Source organism: Flavobacterium sp. HJ-32-4, from assembly GCF_022532105.1.
Classification (GTDB): domain Bacteria; phylum Bacteroidota; class Bacteroidia; order Flavobacteriales; family Flavobacteriaceae; genus Flavobacterium.
In genome coordinates this window covers 3,127,307-3,145,562 of the sequence record NZ_CP092832.1, presented here as the reverse complement: position 1 = coordinate 3,145,562, position 18,256 = coordinate 3,127,307, and the positions used below count along the sequence as shown (strand labels likewise).

General features: G+C 52.6%; 11 protein-coding genes. 2 read left to right on the top strand and 9 right to left on the bottom strand.

All coding sequences use genetic code 11. From position 1 onward, the window contains the following. Positions 1 to 100: 100 nt before the first annotated feature. From MKO97_RS13510 to MKO97_RS13490, 5 genes are all read right to left on the bottom strand, one after another. The gene (locus tag MKO97_RS13510; protein WP_241103739.1) at positions 101 to 1,900 is read right to left on the bottom strand and encodes a T9SS type A sorting domain-containing protein; all 1,800 of its coding nucleotides are present in this window, start codon (positions 1,898 to 1,900) and stop codon (positions 101 to 103) included. 7 nt (positions 1,901 to 1,907) lie between these two features. Beyond that, positions 1,908 to 3,083, bottom strand: coding sequence for a porin (locus MKO97_RS13505; protein WP_241103738.1), 1,176 nt, complete (start codon positions 3,081 to 3,083; stop codon positions 1,908 to 1,910). Position 3,084: 1 nt separating this feature from the next. Then, positions 3,085 to 3,798, bottom strand: coding sequence for an SdiA-regulated domain-containing protein (locus tag MKO97_RS13500; protein WP_241103737.1), 714 nt, complete (start codon positions 3,796 to 3,798; stop codon positions 3,085 to 3,087). Further along, positions 3,795 to 5,261 carry an Ig domain-containing protein gene (locus MKO97_RS13495; RefSeq protein WP_241103736.1) on the bottom strand — a complete coding sequence of 489 codons (1,467 nt, stop codon included), beginning with the start codon at positions 5,259 to 5,261 and terminating at the stop codon, positions 3,795 to 3,797. Before MKO97_RS13495 ends, MKO97_RS13500 begins: the two co-directional genes overlap by 4 nt. A 514-nt stretch (positions 5,262 to 5,775) precedes the next feature. Further along, positions 5,776 to 10,425 (bottom strand): T9SS sorting signal type C domain-containing protein, encoded by a 4,650-nt coding sequence (locus MKO97_RS13490; protein WP_241103735.1) that lies wholly within the window; start codon positions 10,423 to 10,425, stop codon positions 5,776 to 5,778. Between the two features lie 215 nt (positions 10,426 to 10,640). Here MKO97_RS13490 and MKO97_RS13485 point away from each other — a divergent pair, with 215 nt between their 5' ends. Next, a complete protein-coding gene (locus MKO97_RS13485; RefSeq protein ID WP_241103734.1) occupies positions 10,641 to 11,912 on the top strand; it encodes an asparagine synthetase B in 1,272 nt (423 codons plus the stop codon). Positions 11,913 to 11,935: 23 nt separating this feature from the next. On the opposite strand, the gene MKO97_RS13480 is transcribed toward MKO97_RS13485, so the two are convergent. Together MKO97_RS13480 and MKO97_RS13475 are read right to left on the bottom strand one after the other, a co-directional pair. After that, positions 11,936 to 12,217: a hypothetical protein gene (locus MKO97_RS13480; RefSeq protein ID WP_241103733.1), complete on the bottom strand. Its 282-nt coding sequence runs from the start codon at positions 12,215 to 12,217 to the stop codon at positions 11,936 to 11,938. After that, on the bottom strand, positions 12,217 to 14,343 hold the full coding sequence (locus MKO97_RS13475; protein ID WP_241103732.1) for a DPP IV N-terminal domain-containing protein: 2,127 nt from the start codon (positions 14,341 to 14,343) through the stop codon (positions 12,217 to 12,219). The genes MKO97_RS13480 and MKO97_RS13475 overlap by 1 nt, the downstream gene beginning before the upstream one ends. A 98-nt stretch (positions 14,344 to 14,441) precedes the next feature. Here MKO97_RS13475 and MKO97_RS13470 point away from each other — a divergent pair, with 98 nt between their 5' ends. Further along, entirely contained in the window at positions 14,442 to 14,933 is a 492-nt protein-coding gene (locus tag MKO97_RS13470; protein WP_241103731.1) for a GNAT family N-acetyltransferase, read from the top strand. Positions 14,934 to 14,982: 49 nt separating this feature from the next. Here the strand turns inward: MKO97_RS13470 and MKO97_RS13465 are convergent, their stop codons facing one another. Together MKO97_RS13465 and MKO97_RS13460 are read right to left on the bottom strand one after the other, a co-directional pair. Beyond that, complete coding sequence (locus tag MKO97_RS13465; RefSeq protein ID WP_241103730.1) at positions 14,983 to 15,345, bottom strand: SH3 domain-containing protein; 363 nt, start codon at positions 15,343 to 15,345, stop codon at positions 14,983 to 14,985. A gap of 132 nt (positions 15,346 to 15,477) precedes the next feature. Then, positions 15,478 to 18,084, bottom strand: coding sequence for a T9SS type A sorting domain-containing protein (locus tag MKO97_RS13460; RefSeq protein WP_241103729.1), 2,607 nt, complete (start codon positions 18,082 to 18,084; stop codon positions 15,478 to 15,480). Positions 18,085 to 18,256 lie beyond the last annotated feature (172 nt).

Genomic DNA, 18,256 nt, shown 5'->3' with positions numbered 1-18,256 from the left:
AATTATGTTAAGTTTAAGAAATTCAACGGTATATTAACGCATTGTAAACAGAAAAGGCCCTCCACACGGGACGGCCTTTACAGTTCGTTAAAATAACGTCTTATCGGACTAGTTTCGCGGTTTGACCCTTCGCATTTCGTACCAAGTAAAGACCCGGTCTAAGGGCGGTAACGTCTAACTCGGTGACGTCGTTGGCTTGCAGGATCGATTTACCCGCTACATCATATACGGTTACCGTTTCAGGTTGTCCGAAAAACACACGACCCGCTGTAGCAGGATTCGGGTACAGGCGGAAGGTCGGTACCTCAAAGTCGGGCGTCGACAACACCGTTGCAGCAATCCCGATATCGTCAAGTCCCAATTGCGCGCGACTTCCGGTGCCGCTGATGAAATAATAGACCCAGCGTACCTGAACCAGTGGTTGCCCAAACGTTTCGGCAGGCAGCGGTGTGTTGAAGGTTTGCGAGGTATTGTCCTCACCACTGATATAGTCTACCGTTTCCGGAAACTCCGTCCATCCCGCGTTAGGAAGCCCGCCACCGTTTCCGATGCGGTATTGCATCCGAAGGCCATACACGCGGTTGTTTTTCAGGATCGTGCGTCCCGTCCACGAAAGTGTCATCGTGGTGGCGGTGGCGACAGCTGCTGTATTCAATGACACCACTACAGCACCCACCCGGTCGTTGGCCATCATGCTGCCCGCTACCTGTGTCGGGTCGCTTCCGTCACACACCCCCGTAAACTGGGAGTTTCCGGTGTTGACGAAGGAGATACCATTCGTACCCTGTCCGTTGAAACGCGACCGGCTGGTCAGGTTGTACAAACAGTTGTAGTCTTCCACAAACTGCACCGTCAGGTCGGGATCGGTAGTGGCGTGCGTCCAGAATGCCATATTAGAAGGTCGACTACCCGCAGGTGAGGCCGCATCCCATTCTGAAAAAATGGACTGTTCGGTGTTGGCCGTTACCACGAAAGGCTCCGGATTGGTCAAGGTCGTAACAATCGCGCTACCAGAAAGGGCCACCGAAGCGGATGCCGTAGACGAGGTTAGCGTAAGCGTGCCATTCGTGGTGCCTTCGTCAGACGCATTCATCCGCACATACACCATGGTTCCCGATGGAAAGGTACCATTGCTGGGGGTCAGGGTCACAGACGGGCCAAAGCCGCTTGTTACCGAAAGGGATACTTCGTAATCGGTGGGCGCCGTGATGACAACGTCTTCGGTGAGGTTGTTACCGGATACCGTGATGGCCTGCGCGGCGGATGGTGTACCAACCACTTGTGCGAACGACAATGTGGTGGGCGATACGGCCAATGTAGGTACGGCTACACCTCCGGTCGCGATTGTCACGTCGTCAATCACGAGTTTGGCCGCAGTAGAGGTGCCGGTGGTACCGCGTGTGACATAAAAGCGGACCCAAACATCGGATTGGCCGTCGGCCGTAGCGGGTAGGGTGTAGGTATACGATCCGAACGATGTCTGGTTGGTATTAGGGAAGGATCCCATCAGTTGTGTGCCGATCCAGGTTGCGCCACCATCGATTGTGGTTTCCATGGTCAGGACGGCATCGCGGGTGCCGTCGCCATTCAGCATGGACTTCGCGACAAACGAAACCGACATGCCGGATTGCCCCGAGAGATTAAGATGCACGCGTGCGTCCCCCGAAAACGAACTGGTGGGGATGATGCTCATCGCCGCCGGGTCTGAGCTAAAATCGGTGACATCGCGGAAGATGCGGTTGGTAGCCGCTACGGTATTTCCCTGCCAATCCGGAAGGAAAGCGACGTCGGTTCCTTCGGTAAAGGGATCGTCAAAACTCTGCGTCGCAGGAAAAGAGGCAATCTGCGCCGTGGCGGCCGCCGATACCAGAACTATCAGGAAACGTAATTTTTGTAGCATATCGTTATTATTTAAAGGTCAGTTGTAGGCCAAGGCGAAACTGTTCGTCCCATTTCAAAGGGTCAATCGCTTCTTCTTTCCAAATACGAAAGTACTGGAATTTTACCATTGCATCGAACCCGTTGATCTGGTAAGCGATGGCGGGAGAAAAGCGCTGCGAGTTGCCGGGTACGAGATCACTAAGATCAAGTTCTTCATAGCGGGCGGAAAGCACCGTGTGCCAGTCTTTGATAAAGTAGTTGGCCTGGGCCACATAGCCGCCTGCCAGGAGATACCCTTTGGTCTGGCTGGACGGCAGGTTCTGGAGGAGCGGATCATCCGGCAGGGTCGGAAGGCCTTTTATCTGATGCATCTCGAATTGGGCCGAGAATCCCCTATATTGGAAGGCAGCGTCAAATCCGTACACATATTTTTTTCCGTTGAGCACCTTCAGTCCGTATTCCCCTTGGGCATTTGCGGGAAACTCCTCGCCGTCGGGAAGTACCTTATTGGCGTAGCGTCCGTTGATGCCGATAGCAAAAAGCGGTGTCGGGCTTACATTCGCATCAATTTCTCGGTAACGGACGCGGGACGGATACGAAAATTCGAACCGCGCTGCATATTCGGGTTGGCCGCTTGCGTCGTTATCACCGTTTAGCGAAAGTTCCCCCAAGCCGGTGTAAATACCGACGTAGGCGTGAAGGCGCTGGTTCCAGAAATCTTTCATCAGTGTAACGCCCACATCGCGTTGGCTGAACAGGCTGCCCCGCGTCAGTTCAGGGCGTTGCCAATAGGCAGAGTACATAAAGGGCACCATGGAGTTGCGCGAGTAGAAGAGCTTTCCATAGCCCGCCTGTACATCCACAAATCCCAATCCTTTATACACTAGATAAGCGTCCATCAATCCGGGGTTTTCCGGATCGAAATCGGCGCCGTTTGAACTTGCGGCCTGATCGGCGAAGTCCATCTGGAGTTCATATTCCCACGTATTTCCAATCCGCCCTTCTAACTGAAGCTGGGCATCGCGCAGGCGGAAGCGGTCTTTCTGGTGGTCGTCTTCCCCCGGTTTGAGCGAGCGCATATTGTAGTACGACGACACCATCCCGGAAATTTCCAGGACGTGTTGTCCGTTGGTGATCGAAAGTTGGGCGTGACCGCTTGCCGCGACGAGCATACCGGCTACCAAATAGGCTATTTTTTTCATCTTAAGGGGCAAGTGGGAGATCGAATACATACAAACGGCGCCGGTCATCGGAAAGGATACGCAAGGTGTTATCTGTTGAAAACGTAAGGCCTTCGGGGTTGAGCACCGGCAGCACCCACTGCGCCAGCGGTCGATAGGTCACCGGATCCAGTTTGAAAACGGTCCGGTCTTCGTCGCTTAACACCCATACAAAACCGTCATGGAACGTAGCGGCGGAAATGTCGCGCGCCAGTTTCAACGTGGTTTCATTGGTCACCTTAAAGTCGCGATCGACTTCAAAAACCACCGTTGGATCTTTTTCGGTAATCAACAGGAACTTTTGCGTCGTGGGGTTGTAGGTCAGCGACTCATATCCTTTGTTGCGGCCACCGGCGTACGGCAGTGTGACGGTCCGTTGCAGGGTAAGCGTGGCTCGGTCGAACAATCGTAATTTTCGGAGGGATTCTTCCACCACATATACGAAACGGTCATCGGCAAAGACGGCTTCATCGTCCATTCCGCGGTAGTCCGCCTTACGAATGATCGTGCCGTCGGCCTGCGTTTCAAACAGGAAGCCCTGGTCGCTTACGATATAATAAACGCCATCTGGCGCCACACAAATGTCGGAGGGCTCCGGTATGGATAGGTCATAATGTTGGGTAGGGACCAAACGGGTCTTTTGGGCACCTGCGATCCCTGTGCTCAGCAGGCACGATGCCAGTAGGAAGGTTCTCATAGGGATCTGCCGCTTATAGCTACGTTGTCAATTCGGTTGTTTCCGCTGGTGCCACTTGCTGTGGTACCACCGAAACCGATGCGCAACGCGAAGTTGGGATTGTTATCTGCGCCTGGGATGGCGCCAAAGTCCAGGGTGACGACGGAATAGCTTGGGTCGATGCCCGGACTGAAGGTCGTGACCGGAAGGGAGGCGGTGATGAAGTTCACGCCGTCAATCGTATACGAATATAGCTGCTCGCTGGCCCCGGATGAGGTGCGGGTGGTGGCAAATGAGACGACAATGTCTTTATATCCGGCGGTGGATGCGTTGATCAGCAGCGCCCTCGTATCGGATGGGTTCCGTATCCGAAGCGCCAATCCTGCCGGTGCGCTTTCCTGTGCGTTCAGGTCGGAGCCCGGATTCACCTGGTCGAGGTAGCCCGCGCCTGTTCCAGGATAGGTAATGGAGGCTGCGCCGCCGGCCAACAACGAACTGTCGGGTGTGACCGTCGTCAGCGTACCGGTGGGCAAGGAATTGAAATTCCAGTAATGCACGAGAAAGACAGGAGAGGCGGCTGTGATGGTAATCTGAATGACAGCCGTTGTGCTGCCACCTGCGTTGGTGGCGGTTACGGTATAGGAGGTCGTAGGCGTTTGGGTAGTGGGCGTGCCGCTGATGCTGCCCGTAGTCGTATCAAGGGTGAGTCCGTCGGGTAGCGCCGGATTGACACTATACTGGATACCACTTCCTGTAACGGTCGGTTGAACCGGTGTGATGGCCGCACCCACCGACCAGGTTTGGGGCGAAGGATAGGTGAGGTTGGAAGGGGCGGTGATGGGAACCAATGGGATTCCTTCTACCGTTACGTTATCAAATCGGTTGTTGCCGGATGTTCCGGCCGCCGTATCGCCGCTGAAGGTAATGGCAAAGCGGAAATTCGGATTGTCATCCGCTCCCGGAATATCGGAAAAGTCAAGCACGACGAGGTCGTTCGTCGGATCTTCCTTCGTCGTGAATCCAGTTAGAACAAGCCCGTCGGACGTGTAGTTAACGCCATCTACGGTGTAAGCATATGATTGCTGCGTGGCACCTGATCCCGTTCGGGCGGTGGCAAAGCGAAGCACGATGTTTTTGAACCCGGTGGTCGGAAGGGCAAATCGCAGCGTGCGTGTGTCGCTTGGATTCCGGGCGCGAAGTCCTTGTCCGGCCACATCGCCGTTTTGGGCATTTGTGTCGTATCCCGGGTCGAAGGCATCCATGTATCCTGCTCCTTCACCTTCATAGGTGATAGCGGCACCCGTCACCAGAGAGGCATCGGGTTGCACAGAAGTCAGTGTGCCGGATGGCAGGGAGTTAAAATTCCAGTAATGCACGACAACGGCTTCCGGATCGGGAAGTACGGTGGTGTCGGCCAGGTCGCGGTCTGTCGTGCAGGAAAGTAAAAAGGCGGGTACGAACGCCAATAGGTAATGTAGCCTCATGCGATAACTTTCGCCAAAAGTAGCGGTAGCGCCTAAGCACAACGTTAGCAGTGTATTACGGCATCGTTACGATTGATAGTAGTACATTAGGATAAGGTTAAAACTGAGGAGGGGAGAGGGGTGAGAGCAAAGAGGAAAAAGGAAAGAGGAAAGATGTATGACGGGATTCTGGCCTTGAATTAGATAATAAGAAAATGGATGACACCTAGGGGTATGGGTTAGTAATTTGTCACCATCTGATACTTTATCCATACAGTATCCATACAGTATCCATACAGTATCTATACAGTATCCATACAGTAGCCGGGTCGTATGACCCGTGCTAAAATAGCTATACAGGTTACTACATAAGTCCTGTTTTCGTTATACTGACCCGTCCTAAAATCACGTGCCTGCGATAGAGGCATTTTGTCAGCCGCGTTGTATGTTCTTCAACACCATCCCTTTTTCATCACGTTACGGCAAAAAAAAAGAGCCGCTTGTGGGCGGCTCTTTCCGTATGGTTTTGTGATGATTAGAAAATCACTTTCTTCGTTACGGTTGCACCGTCTTTCGACACAATCTGCACCAAAAGTACCTGTTGTGTAGCCGAGAGGTTCGCAAACGACGTAGCGGTAGCATTGATGCTTTCACGTGAAGCTACGAGACGTCCGCGGATGTCGAAGATTTTAACCGATTGCATAGCAACCGTTCCAGAATTGACTTCCAGCGATGTTCCGTTTTTGTATACGGTTACGGCATTGTCGGTCAAAACAGGTTGGTCTGTACCCAATGTTGTGGTGTTGAAAACGATTTGGAAACGGTCGTTGAATGTTCCGGCATCTGTCGCGAAGGTATAGTCACCTGATTTGATGTCATGCAACACGTTGGTCGCATTGTCTTTAAGGTATACTGCCTGGCTTCCGAAAAGGCCATCGAAACTGTTCAGTGCAATGGTGTAGTTGCCGGCCGTAGGTGTTTTGATACCCATCGGCACGATATCACTGTCGGCGAATGGAAGCGCACGACCCTGGATGCTATACGCCTGGTTGTCGAGCACGGAATACAGTTGCGGTGCATTTTCTGGGATCATGGCACCATCATACAGTGGTTCGATACCATTGGTTGCTTCTGAGACGTAGCCCACAAGCGACTGGCTCATTACGGCACCGTCTTTTTTCAGGTCAAGCCAGATACGGTGGCGTTCCGGACCTGTTACGCCGAACTCAGACGAACGGAAGAACTGGTTTTGGTGGTTGTTGACACGCATACCGTTGTTGAACACGATCGAAACAGCGGCAGGTACGGTGACCAAGAAGCCCTGACCTACCTGAATTGTTCCATTTGGCACCTCGCCACCGGCAGCAGCGGCAGCACCTGTTCCGTTGAAGGAAGCATAGTTAGCAGCACCTGGTGCGGTTTGCGTAATGTGTGCCCAGAAATAAAGGGTACCTACCGTTGGGTTGGCAGCCAGGAAGGAAGTTGCGTTAATCGGTGACGGATATGGGTTACCGATCAGGTTGTTACCAATGGCCGCAGTAGCTACGCCATTCGTTGCCTGGAACGTATACGTACCGTTGTTTGGTACACCTGTAAAGGTACCCGTCCATGGTGTTACGGTAGACGGATGGTTGTTCGGAGCCCGTACCATATAGCCCTTCGTAGGAAGGAAGTTGTACGTAGTAGCGTTTTCACCCAAACCGGTTGGTGTGGCCGTAAACAACGCTTTGAAGCTGTTGGTGTCTTCGTCCAGCACGTAGAAACGGTTCGAAAGTGTCTGGTCAGAGAAATTGAACAGGTTCTGGCCTGTAACCGGAGACGACCAGTAGATATAGTCTTGTCTTCTCATATTCGCCGTACGGCTGATCGAGATGTTACCCGTATTCGCTACGTTGTTCACCTGGATGAGGTTGGCGTTACTTTCAAATTCGGCGGTTGCGCCTGTGTTGACGGTCAGTGCATTTTGAAGGGTGACCGATTCACCGTTTGTAACGGTCAGGGTACCACTGTTTACATCAAGAGAGTATGCGTTGATAGAAGGCTCACCGCTGGTTGAATAATCTCCTGCGATGGTTGCTACTACCAGGCTGTTCGGTGCGCCGGCTGACCAGCTTGTTCCGTCCCAGGTTGTACGTCCCAGAAGGTAGAAATTGCGGAGACGTGTTTGCGACGTTCCGGCGGTCATCAGCACACGGAGTTTCCCATTTGTACTTGGGTAGGACGCTACGTTAATGTCATAGGTCAACGTAGTGTAGGAAGACGATGGTGGAGCAATAGTGGTCAAAGTCGTATAGTTGGCACCGCCGTCGGTTGAAATCTGCAACTCAAGTGTCTGGCCATTATTACCGCCGAAAGTGGCGGTTTCGAACTCCACGCGGAAATCACCTTCCTGTGTGAAATCGATGACAGGTGTATCAAGATACGCTCCGATGCTATTGAAACGAAGGTATGACGTATTGAATGCCGCATTGCTTGCAACAAAACCTTGCACCAAGGCCACGTCAACAGTCGATTGTGTGCTGAAAGTGTTGAAGTACGGAATGGTAAAGGGTACGACCACTTTTCCGCTCACGGCAACCGTAGCATTTGCAGGTGCGTTTCCGCCCGAAATCGTCACGGTTCCCGAATAGTCACCGGCTGTGGCGCCCGCTGCCTGTCGAACATATAGCGGAGCATTCGTAAGCGTGCCGCTGGTGTACGCCACGTTTACGGAAGAAGAGAAGTTTGTATTATCCGTAGAAACCTCAAATCCGGTTGTAGCGCTGGCGGTCACGTTACCGGATGCAGGCGTAAGATTGGCAGCCGTGATACCGATGGTTTGAGAAGTGGAAGGACCAGCGCCTTCAAAATAATTGAGTCCGGAGATCGTAGACGGAGCAGCAGAAATTTGCGGAACCGGGCTCGCTTCTACAATACCATTGAATTCAAAACTGTTCACGCTGAATGTCGCACCCGAGTTGGTAGCACCCCATGCATAGAGACGGAATGTGATCGGACCTGATACGTTTTGGAACGACGTATCGGTCAACGAAATGGTTGTTCCGGTAAGCGTCGCTGTTCCGATATTAGCCGTATAGTTGTCGAGGCTTGACCGCAGTGCAGCCGTCGTCACACCGTTTGTAGTAGAAAACTGTGCCGTGTAGATAAAGTTGGTAAAGTCGATCTGATAACCCGCAACTGGGGTCAGTGTGAATTCGAAGTATGCCGTAGTGTCAAGATTGGCCGTATCCCACGAACTGCCATTATAGCGATCATTTGCACTGGTTCCGTTTACACCCGCCCCACGGCCGATACCCGAAACGGAAATATTGGCATCAAATGTTTGTCCGTTAGTATACGGGTTTGACAGCCCCGGGTTGGTTCCGGTGATGGGGTTAGCAAAAATTGGCGCAGGGACGATGTTGAAAGCCGCGCTCACTGCAGGCGTAAGCGCGCCAAATGAAGCGGTAAGGGTCAATCCGGTTCCAATTGCCGTGTGGGTGATGGTCGTAAAGGAAGCGACACCGCTCGTAGCGGTCGCTGTAAGCGGCGATGTCGATAATGTGCCGCTCGATGTAAGGCTGACAACTGACACGAAATCGAGGTCGCGACGGTTGTTCACGTCCGTAGCTTCTACGGTTTGCGTTGTCATCGCTACGTTCGTGACGGTCTGTGCCGCCGTCGTGGTAAAGGCAAGCTTAGTAGCCGTTACCTCGATACGGTTGTTGTCGCCTGCAATCGAAGACGAAGCACCGCCCGCGTTGGCAGCCGCAAAAAGAGAACCTGTCGGATCAGAAGTGGCAGACGATATGGTCAACTGCGGTTGGGCGTTATCGGTCACCGTTGTTTTAAACGTAACGCGCACCGAAAAGATCTTGGAGGCTCCCGACGCTGCGGAAAGGCTCAAACCGGAGAAGCTTGTCGTAGCGGCAGCGGTTACTTCCGCCAATTCCGTAGTTCCGTCGTAAAGCGCTATTTTTTCGAGGTTGGATGAACCGGTTACGCTGAAAGAAAGCGCCGTGAGGGTAGTAGCCAGACCATCATTGAACGGTGATCCCGTCACATCGTTTAGTGAGAAACGGGCTATTTCAAAACTGCTCGCCGTTACATCCGTACCGGTAGAAGTGAGGTAATCGACGTTGGCAGTCGGCGTGAAGGTGCCGTCGGCGGTGATCGTCGATACCGAGTTCGTAGAGGAAACAATAGGGCCCTGGTAGGCACTCGCCACTTCCGCACCGGTCAGCGTGCCGGACGTAGCCACAGGTGTCACACGGAATGACAGGTATTTCCCGATATCATTCGAACCAGGTTGGTAGGTAATCGAGGTAGCGCCGCCGATAGCGACCGCGCCTGCGCCTGCCGCATCGTTTGCACGGAACCAACGGAAGGTTGAAGTACCTTCCGGATCGTTTTCTGCATCCGAATAGGTATAACTTCCTGTATGGGTATTCCCTGTAGCCAATGGACCCGTGAAGGTCACACTTGAAGCCACCGGAATATTGTTTGTCGAAACGTTGGCCGTGATGCTGAAATCGTCAATGGCAAGTCCTTGCGCGTTGGTCGAACCGGCAACACCCGTGTAGGTCCATCGGAGGTAGTATGTCGCGCCGTTGGCGATGCTCAAACCGGTGATGGAAAACGACTTCGCCGTCGCCGCCGGAGGGTTTGAAATCACCGTGTTGTTGGCATCTGCTGCATATGACTGGTCTCCTGGGTTTGCAGCGGTAGTGGCAGTGGAGGTACTACCGTGGAAGAACGTCCAGTCGAACGCCCGGGTTCCGCTACGGTATTTTTCATAATTCCAGGCCAGGTCAATCGACGTAATGGTTGCGCCTGTATTGTTGGTGAAGGCGTACACGATAGACCGGGGTGACGAAAAACCGCTCGTCGATAGAAAGCCCAACGCCCGATCTGTAGCCGTAGCCGTCACGCCATTGGCGAAGTTGTACACACCGCCGGAGCTTGTGCCCGTTAGGATACCCGCGCCGCTCGTTCCGGCTGCCGCGGTAACTACCGTCGTTCCGGTAGACCAATCGGTACCAATTTTAAAACCGGCTGGTACACTCGCGTTGTTTGCCGAACCAAGTCCGTCAAAATTCTGTGTGACAGCAGAACCGGCTGTTGTAATGGAGACCTGCGCCACGCTCTCAAGCGAGAACAACGCCAACGCAACTCCAAAAATACTCAGTAGTAACTGTTTTCTCATACAATAGATTTTACCTCTTTTAAGGGGCACAAAGATAGGGCATAAAAAGCGCTTTTTGGCGATTTTGTGCTCTAAAATGTCTCGCATTTTATGCACATTGTTAATAACTTACGTCCAAAAAGACACTTTTTTGCGGATGATTTGCCGGGGGGATTTAACAAAAAATGTACACATCGGTCATAGCGGATGATGTATCTTCGGCAAAAATTCAATAAATGGCGTCTCGTTATCGCATTCTCGTCATTCTGTTCCTTTTCATGGCCCTGTCGGCGCGGGCGGGTTTTGTGTTGCTTCCTATGGATGAGTCTACGCAGCAAAACCACCTCAAAGCCTATGGCATCACCTATTGGTGCCTCGAACGGCAATACAAGGCCAGTTGGCTGCTGAATTACCGCGGCGGCTCCTTCCTGTTGCCGGATGCGGCCGAAATCCGTAAGGAATGCCAGATCCGTGGGGTAAGCTTTGAAGTACTGTCTGACGCAGAGGCAAACGCCATCCTGGAAGAAATCTCCAGTCCGTCCCAAAACATGGAGACGGTCATTCTCGAAAAGGCCCCTAAAATCGCCGTTTACACCCCGCCGGGCAAGCAACCGTGGGACGATGCCGTGACGATGGTGCTGACCTATGCCGAAATCCCTTTCACGGCCATATACGATGAAGAAGTACTGGCGGATGCGTTGATCCAATACGATTGGCTGCACCTGCACCACGAAGATTTCACCGGCCAGTACGGACGGTTCTATGGCAGTTACAAAAACACGCCCTGGTATATCGAACAGAAGAAAGATGCCGAGGCACTGGCGACGAAATTGGGATATACCAAGGTGTCGGAGGAAAAACTCGCGGTAGCCAAGAAAATCCGGGATTTCGTGATCGGCGGCGGTTTTATGTTCGCGATGTGTTCGGCGACCGACAGTTTCGATATCGCGCTTTCGGCGGAAGGTGTCGACATCTGCGAAGCGATGTTTGACGGAGACGCTTCCTCACCGAATTACCAAACCCAAATCGACTACACCCGTACGTTTGCCTTCAAGAACTTTACGCTGGAGCGCAATCCGAACGTATATGAGTTCTCGGATATCGACACCACCAACAAACGTGTGGCAGCGGTCCCGATGGAGAAAGACTATTTCACCCTGATGGATTTTTCGGCCAAATGGGATCCCATCCCGTCGATGCTGTGCCAAAACCACACCCAACTGGTCAAAGGGTTTATGGGACAAACTACGGCGTTTGAGCGTGACCTGGTCAAAACCAATGTGTTGGTGATGGGTGAATGCAAACTGAACGGCGAGGCGCGCTACATCCACGGGGAAATGGGAAAAGGCATGTGGACGTATTACGGTGGCCACGACCCGGAGGATTACCGCCACCAGGTGGGTGATCCGCCAACGGTACTCGACTTACATCCCACGTCACCCGGATACCGACTGATACTCAACAACGTATTGTTTCCGGCAGCCCGCAAGAAAAAACAAAAAACCTGATCCATCGATCAGGTTTTTTTTAGTTATCGCATCTGGCTGATGTCGAACCAGTACCAGCGTTCTTTGCCGTTTGGTTCTCTCATCCGTACTTTTTCATATTGGTTGCCGTTGTCATCCTGGATGATGTTGCGTTTGATGAACTCGCAATCGGGGCACCATTTCTTCAACACATCCGCTTCTTCCGCCGCCGAGGTCACGTAAATGGCCCGTGCCATGGAGGAACCGTCCTGCGGCAGGTTTTTGGCATCCTGATGTGCGGCGCATCCAACGAGCGCGAATGTTATCCCTAGGAATAGCTGGCGCATTACGGGTTGTTGTCAATAATATAATGCAGGACTTTATCCATCAGGTGCACCCGATCTTTCCCTACCACGTTATGTTTGTGCATGGGATAGGCGAAGAAATCGACCTGCTTTCCGGCTTCGATGAATTTTTTCAACAAGGCGAAATTCTGTTGCATGACCACCACGTCATCGCTGGTGCCATGAATCAACAACAGTTTGCCCTGCAGGTTGTTTACGTAGGCCAACGTGCTGTTTTCCGCAAAGCCCTCCGGATTTTCGGCTGGGGTATCCATATAGCGTTCGCCATACATCACTTCATAGTACTTCCAGTCGGTAACCGGTCCGCCGGCCACGCCCGTGGTAAAGGTACCCGGCTTCCGAAGCATCAGGCTGGTGGTCATGAACCCGCCATAGCTCCAGCCATGTACCGCCAGGCGCTTCCCATCGACGAAAGGCAACGATTTCAGGTAGCTGACGCCGGCAAGCTGGTCGTCCATTTCGTTCAGCCCCAGGCGCCGGTGAATGACGCTCTCGAAGGCCTTCCCGCGGTTGTCAGAGCCGCGTCCGTCAACTGTAAATACCAAGTAACCTTGTTCGGCCATCCAGTACATCCAAAGATTGGCGCCGTCGAGCCACGAGTTGGTGATCAGTTGGGCGTGCGGCCCGCCATATACATACACCAAAACCGGGTATTTTTTCGACGGATCGAAGTTACTCGGCTTGATCAAACGGGTGTAGAGGTCGGTCGTACCATCGGCTGATTTGATCGTACGGATGTCGGCCGTACCGAGTTCGTAGCCTTCGTACTTGTTTTTGCTTTCGAGCAACACCGACGCTTTTCCGTTTTTATCATATAAAAGCGATCGGGAAGGCGTATTGTGGTTGGAATATTCATCGAAGACCCAGTTGCCATCCGTGCTGAACGACACGCGGTGCACTCCCTCGTCTTTGGTCAGGAGGGTTTGTTTTCCCTTAAGGTCGACCTTGTAGGCCAGCATGTTGGTCGCGTTCGGTCCGGTGGCCGAGAAGAAAATCGTATTGCCGTTTTTGGTGCTGCCCAGGATATCGCGCAGCACGAAACGATTGGCGGTTAGTTGCTTAATCAGTTTTCCGTCGAGGCCGTAGTAATACAGGTTGTTGAACCCATCTTTCTCACTGATCCATACGAAATTCGAGGAAGTCGTTGAAGGGAAGAACGCCGGGTGTTCCGGTTCTGTCCACGTGGCGCTCGTTTCCTGCAACAGGGTACGCACGAAAGCGCCGGTCGCAGCGTCATACAGGTTCAGTCGCATGTCGTTTTGGCCCCGGTTGAGTTCGGCAATCAGCACATACTTCTCATCCGGCGTCCACGACAGGTTGGTCATATAGTCGTCGGCTGCGCCACGGGGAGAAATGTAAACCGTCTTTCCCGATGCGAGGTGGTAGATGCCCACGCGTACTTTCTCGCTGGTCTGTCCGATCATCGGATACTTGATGGATACCAGTTTACCCGGTGTTTCATTGATATCGAGCAGCGGATAATCGGCTACCCCCGTCTCGTCTTTTTGGTAGAACGCGAGGTAGGTGGATTTCGGAGACCAGAAGATGCCGCCTTCGATACCGAATTCGTTACGCGAGATGGTCTGCCCGGATACGATGCCTTCTTTTTCGTTGGTAATGGCCGTGCTTTTACCCGCTGCATCCGCATAGAACAGGTTGTTTTTCTGGGTGTAGGCGACCTTGGTGTAGTCAGGTGACGGCGTTGTCGACTCCATTTCATCGTTCAGGTCGAGCAGACGGCTTCCGGTTTTCGTGCTGACGGAATAGGCGTAGAGATCGCCACCGGCCGGAATGACGAAGGTCGAGGCATCGCGGAAGATAATTCCGTTGAAACTGTTCGCTTTTTCGCCGAGTGCTTTGTTGACGTCGTCAAGCGTGAGCCATTCAGACGCTACGCGGTCTTTGGCGGAGGCGCTCATGAGCTTGCGGCCACCGTCGGTCGTATAAACGTAGCGATCCGTGTCGGGAATCCACTGGAAACCCGCCATCATATCGGCACGGAACTGGCGGTTTTGCTGCAAGACGCTTTCTTCGAGGGTCAGTTTCTTTTTTTGGGCGGATGTTATCGCGGTGGCGCCGAGCAACATCCAAAGGAAGATTTTTTTCATAGGTGTCATATTGGGCCGAAGCACAAGTGCGATGGCGTCCCCAAAGATAGAAAAACCGACGACGCTGACGGAAATGGGGAATAGTGTATTTTTGGGGGATGACAATACGTCCTGCCACCCCTGCTGACCTGGCCCGTATCATGGAGATACTCGACGAGGCGCGCGCCATCATGCGGGCCACGGGCAATCTTACGCAGTGGACGAACGGGTATCCCTCAACAGACATTATCCTTCAGGACATCCAGTCGGATTGTGGTTTTATGTGTGAAGAAGGAGGGAAATCGGTGGGCTACTTCTGTTTGATGACAGGTGAAGACCCTGATCTGAATTACCGTGTTATCGAGGGCGCGTGGCTCGACGATGCACCCTATGGTGTCATCCATCGCCTGGCGTCGGCGCGTTTGGTAAGGGGTGTGGCGCAGGCGGCCTTTTCGTTCGCTTTTTCACGTATTGGAAACCTTCGGGTCGATACCCATCGCGATAATGTGCCGATGCACCGCTTTCTCCAAAAGGAAGGCTTCCGGTATTGCGGCACCATCTATGTATCGGATGGAACACCCCGCGATGCGTTCCAGAAAAAAAGGGCGTAAAAAAAGACAGAAAGCACTTCCCTTGTTTCTTTCGCCTCCTGATAGGACGCTAACGCACGGGCAGGATTTCGTTCGGAATCCACCCTTCCTCGCCGGTTGCAAGGTGTTTCGCCCAGGTCCAGCCGTTTAGTGTGTGCAGCGGTTCTATGTACGCTCCTTCCAACACATCCAATTCTTTGGCTGAATAGGGTTGTAGTACGCGCCCTGTCGTCTGATCGGGATCCATATCCAGTATCTGCATCGGAATCCAGCCTTTGTGGGTGTCGGTTTCCGCCCAAATCCACCCTTTCCAGTTCGGATCGGTTTCTTCTTCACCCAACCGCACAAGATCGCCCGGTTGCAGTATAATCGGGTCGAGGTATTGGGCGCTATACGATTTTGTTACCTGCAGTGAAATAGGTTGCTTTTCCATACTACCGCATCATTTACTCCAAAAATACGACAGCGGGGCTTCTGCTTGCATCGCCTGACAACAAAAAAAAACTGCGAACCGGAGTCCGCAGTCTTCTCAAACAAAAAATCCTATGTATAGTCTCTTAGTAGCTTATTGTTTGACCACTTTCAGCGTACGTGCTACACCATCCGCGATGATTTTCACGAGATAGGTGCCGGCTGATAGTGGCGTCATGTCGATACGCGCATTCGCACTGTTCACTGATTGTGTCAGTACTTGTTGCCCCAGGAGGTTGCTTACCGCTACCGATTCGATATTACGGATGTAGTCGAGGTTCAATACGGAAGTAACAGGGTTTGGATACGCTTTCAGCGAGCTGAGGTCGTTGTCGTTTACGCTAAGTGAAGAAGATACTTCAATATCAAGTTGGCCTTCTGCTTCGTCGGTGCCGCTGGCATAGTAACCAAAGTTGATGTAGTATACAGTTCCCTCTTGTGAGCCTTCGATGATGAAGGTTTCGGTGTCGCCTGCCAAACCTTCGTCAACACTTCCAACGCAGGTAAGAGCGCCACAGTCGCCTGTGAATACGCCTAGTTCGCCGTCGATATCAGACGTGGCTGCAATGGTGATGTCACCGCCGTCGCCCACGACTGTATACCAGGTGCCGTCGTTCTGGCCTGGTGCACAACCTGTCAGGAAGCCATCGTTGTTGGTGGCCCCGCTGTCGTCAGACGAGTTTGAATACGGCAACGTGGTGATGGCGATAGCATCGGCACAAGCGTCATTTGCCGGTGGTGGTGGCGGTGCCACTGTGGTGAATGTCCACTCGGCACAGCCTTCTGCATCGCCCAGGGTATTGGTAGGAACGACTTTCCAGTAGAAGGTCGTGCTGAATCCGGTGATGGTCAGGTCAATAGATGTTTCGGTAACGGTGTCGATCAAATCCGCTTCTGTCAGCGGCTGAGTCAAACCACCGTATATTTTGTAGCCGTCTACCGGACCTCCTGTCGTAGGTGCGTCCCAGCTAAAGGTTACGTCTCCGGTTGGTACATCTACAGCGCCATCGGCAGGTGTTGGGTTAGCCGCGCAGTCGGGTAGGGCTGCAGGAGGTGTTTCACGCGTTACGGAAATCGTAAAGTTGCCTTCCGGGTTATCGGTGAATCCGCTGTAGTTCGCTACGTTGATGAAATAGGTGGTTCCTACTTCCGAATTGAGAACCGATAGGGTTTCTTCGTCACCGCTGCCACCGTTATCGATGGTATCTACGCAGTTGAAAGCACCGCATGATCCGCTGAATACGGTAACCTGTGGGTCAAATCCGGCGGCTGGATCTACCACGATATTTACGTGGTTGCCGTCTCCGGTGAAGGTAAACCAAAGGCCGTCGTTTTGGCCGTTATCACATGTTTCGAGGAAACCGTCGTTATTGGTCGCACCGGCACCATCCGTTTGCTCATACGAATATTCATCCATTTGGGTGGGGATGACGTATGCACCGTCACACGCGTCGTTGTCAGGAACACCAACCGCTGCCGAACGGGTTACTTCAATGGTGAACGGACCTTCGTCGTTATCGGTGAAGCCCGAGTAGTTGCCTACGTTGATGTAATACGTGACGCCTACTTCTGTCGTCAATAAGCTGATGGTTTCGGCTTCGCCTTCGAAGGTGTCGTCAACCGTTCCCACACATGTGGCCGCGTCGCAGCTACCGCTGTAAACACCGATCTGTGAATCGAAATCGCTGCCGGCAGATGGTGTTACCGTGATGGCAACCGCACTACCGTCTCCTTCGAACGAGAACCAGAGTCCGTCGTTCATGCCGTTTGAACATGTGGTAATGAAACCAGCGTTGTTGGTCGCTCCGTCTCCGTCGGTCTGCTCGTAGGTATACGTTTCGCCTGTTGGAATGGCAATAGCGCCCGCGCAGGCATCGTTTTCCGGAAGGGCTGCCGGTGCCTGGCGTGACATGCTGAGGGTGAAGTTGCCTTCAGGCTGGTCTTCGACGTCGTCAAAATAACCGACGTTTATATAATAGGTGACGCCCGCTTCCGTAACGAATTCGAGTTCTTCTTCGTCACCTGGGAAGCCTTCATCGATGGTGTCTACACACTCGAAGGTGCCACATGAGCCACTGAAAACCGCAAGTTGTGGGTCGAAATCCAGATCGGGCGTAACGGTAATGGTTACCTCGTTTCCGTCTCCTTCGAAACTAAACCATGTACCATCATTTTGACCATTGTCGGAACAAGTCAGCAGGTAGCCGTCGTTGTTGGTGCTACCGCCACCGTCTGTTTGCTCGTATGAATACGAGTCCCCCGTAGGAATCGAAATTGCGTTGGCACAATCATCGTTCGCAGGAGGTGGAGGTGGTGTGCCGCACAATACGTAGCGAGAGCGGATTTCTTCCTCCTCACCGCACGCATCGTCGGTATGGGTGTAAAAGCGATAGTCGCCCGAAGCATCGGCTGTCCAGGTCAGGGGACCTACGCCGAATACGACAGCCGTACTGCCATCTTCATTCGAGATGGTGATGTAATCGGTGTCAATAGAACTTGAGAAGGTGTAGGTTTCACCTTCGGTAAGCGTCACCAGAGAGTATTCGCCGGCATATCCGTAACCAAACGAAAGGTCGGTTGGCGAAATACCGTTACAATCTGGCACCGCTGTTTCGTCCGGGTAAGGGACGCCACTCAGGCATTGGGCCGACGAAAGAGCCGACATGCCGAGGGTAAGCAGCAGAAAAGTAATTTTTTTCATAAGAAAAGTAAAATAATTAAGAGCCTAAAGTTAGAACCGTGTCAGATAATCGAAACTGCCAATTAACGTGCTGTTAACGAAAGTTTTAGAGTTTCGAAATCCTCCGGAGCTCCTAACGTATTGACTCAATACGTTAAACAACAGCCAATAAAAAAACCCTACCTGAGAAAAT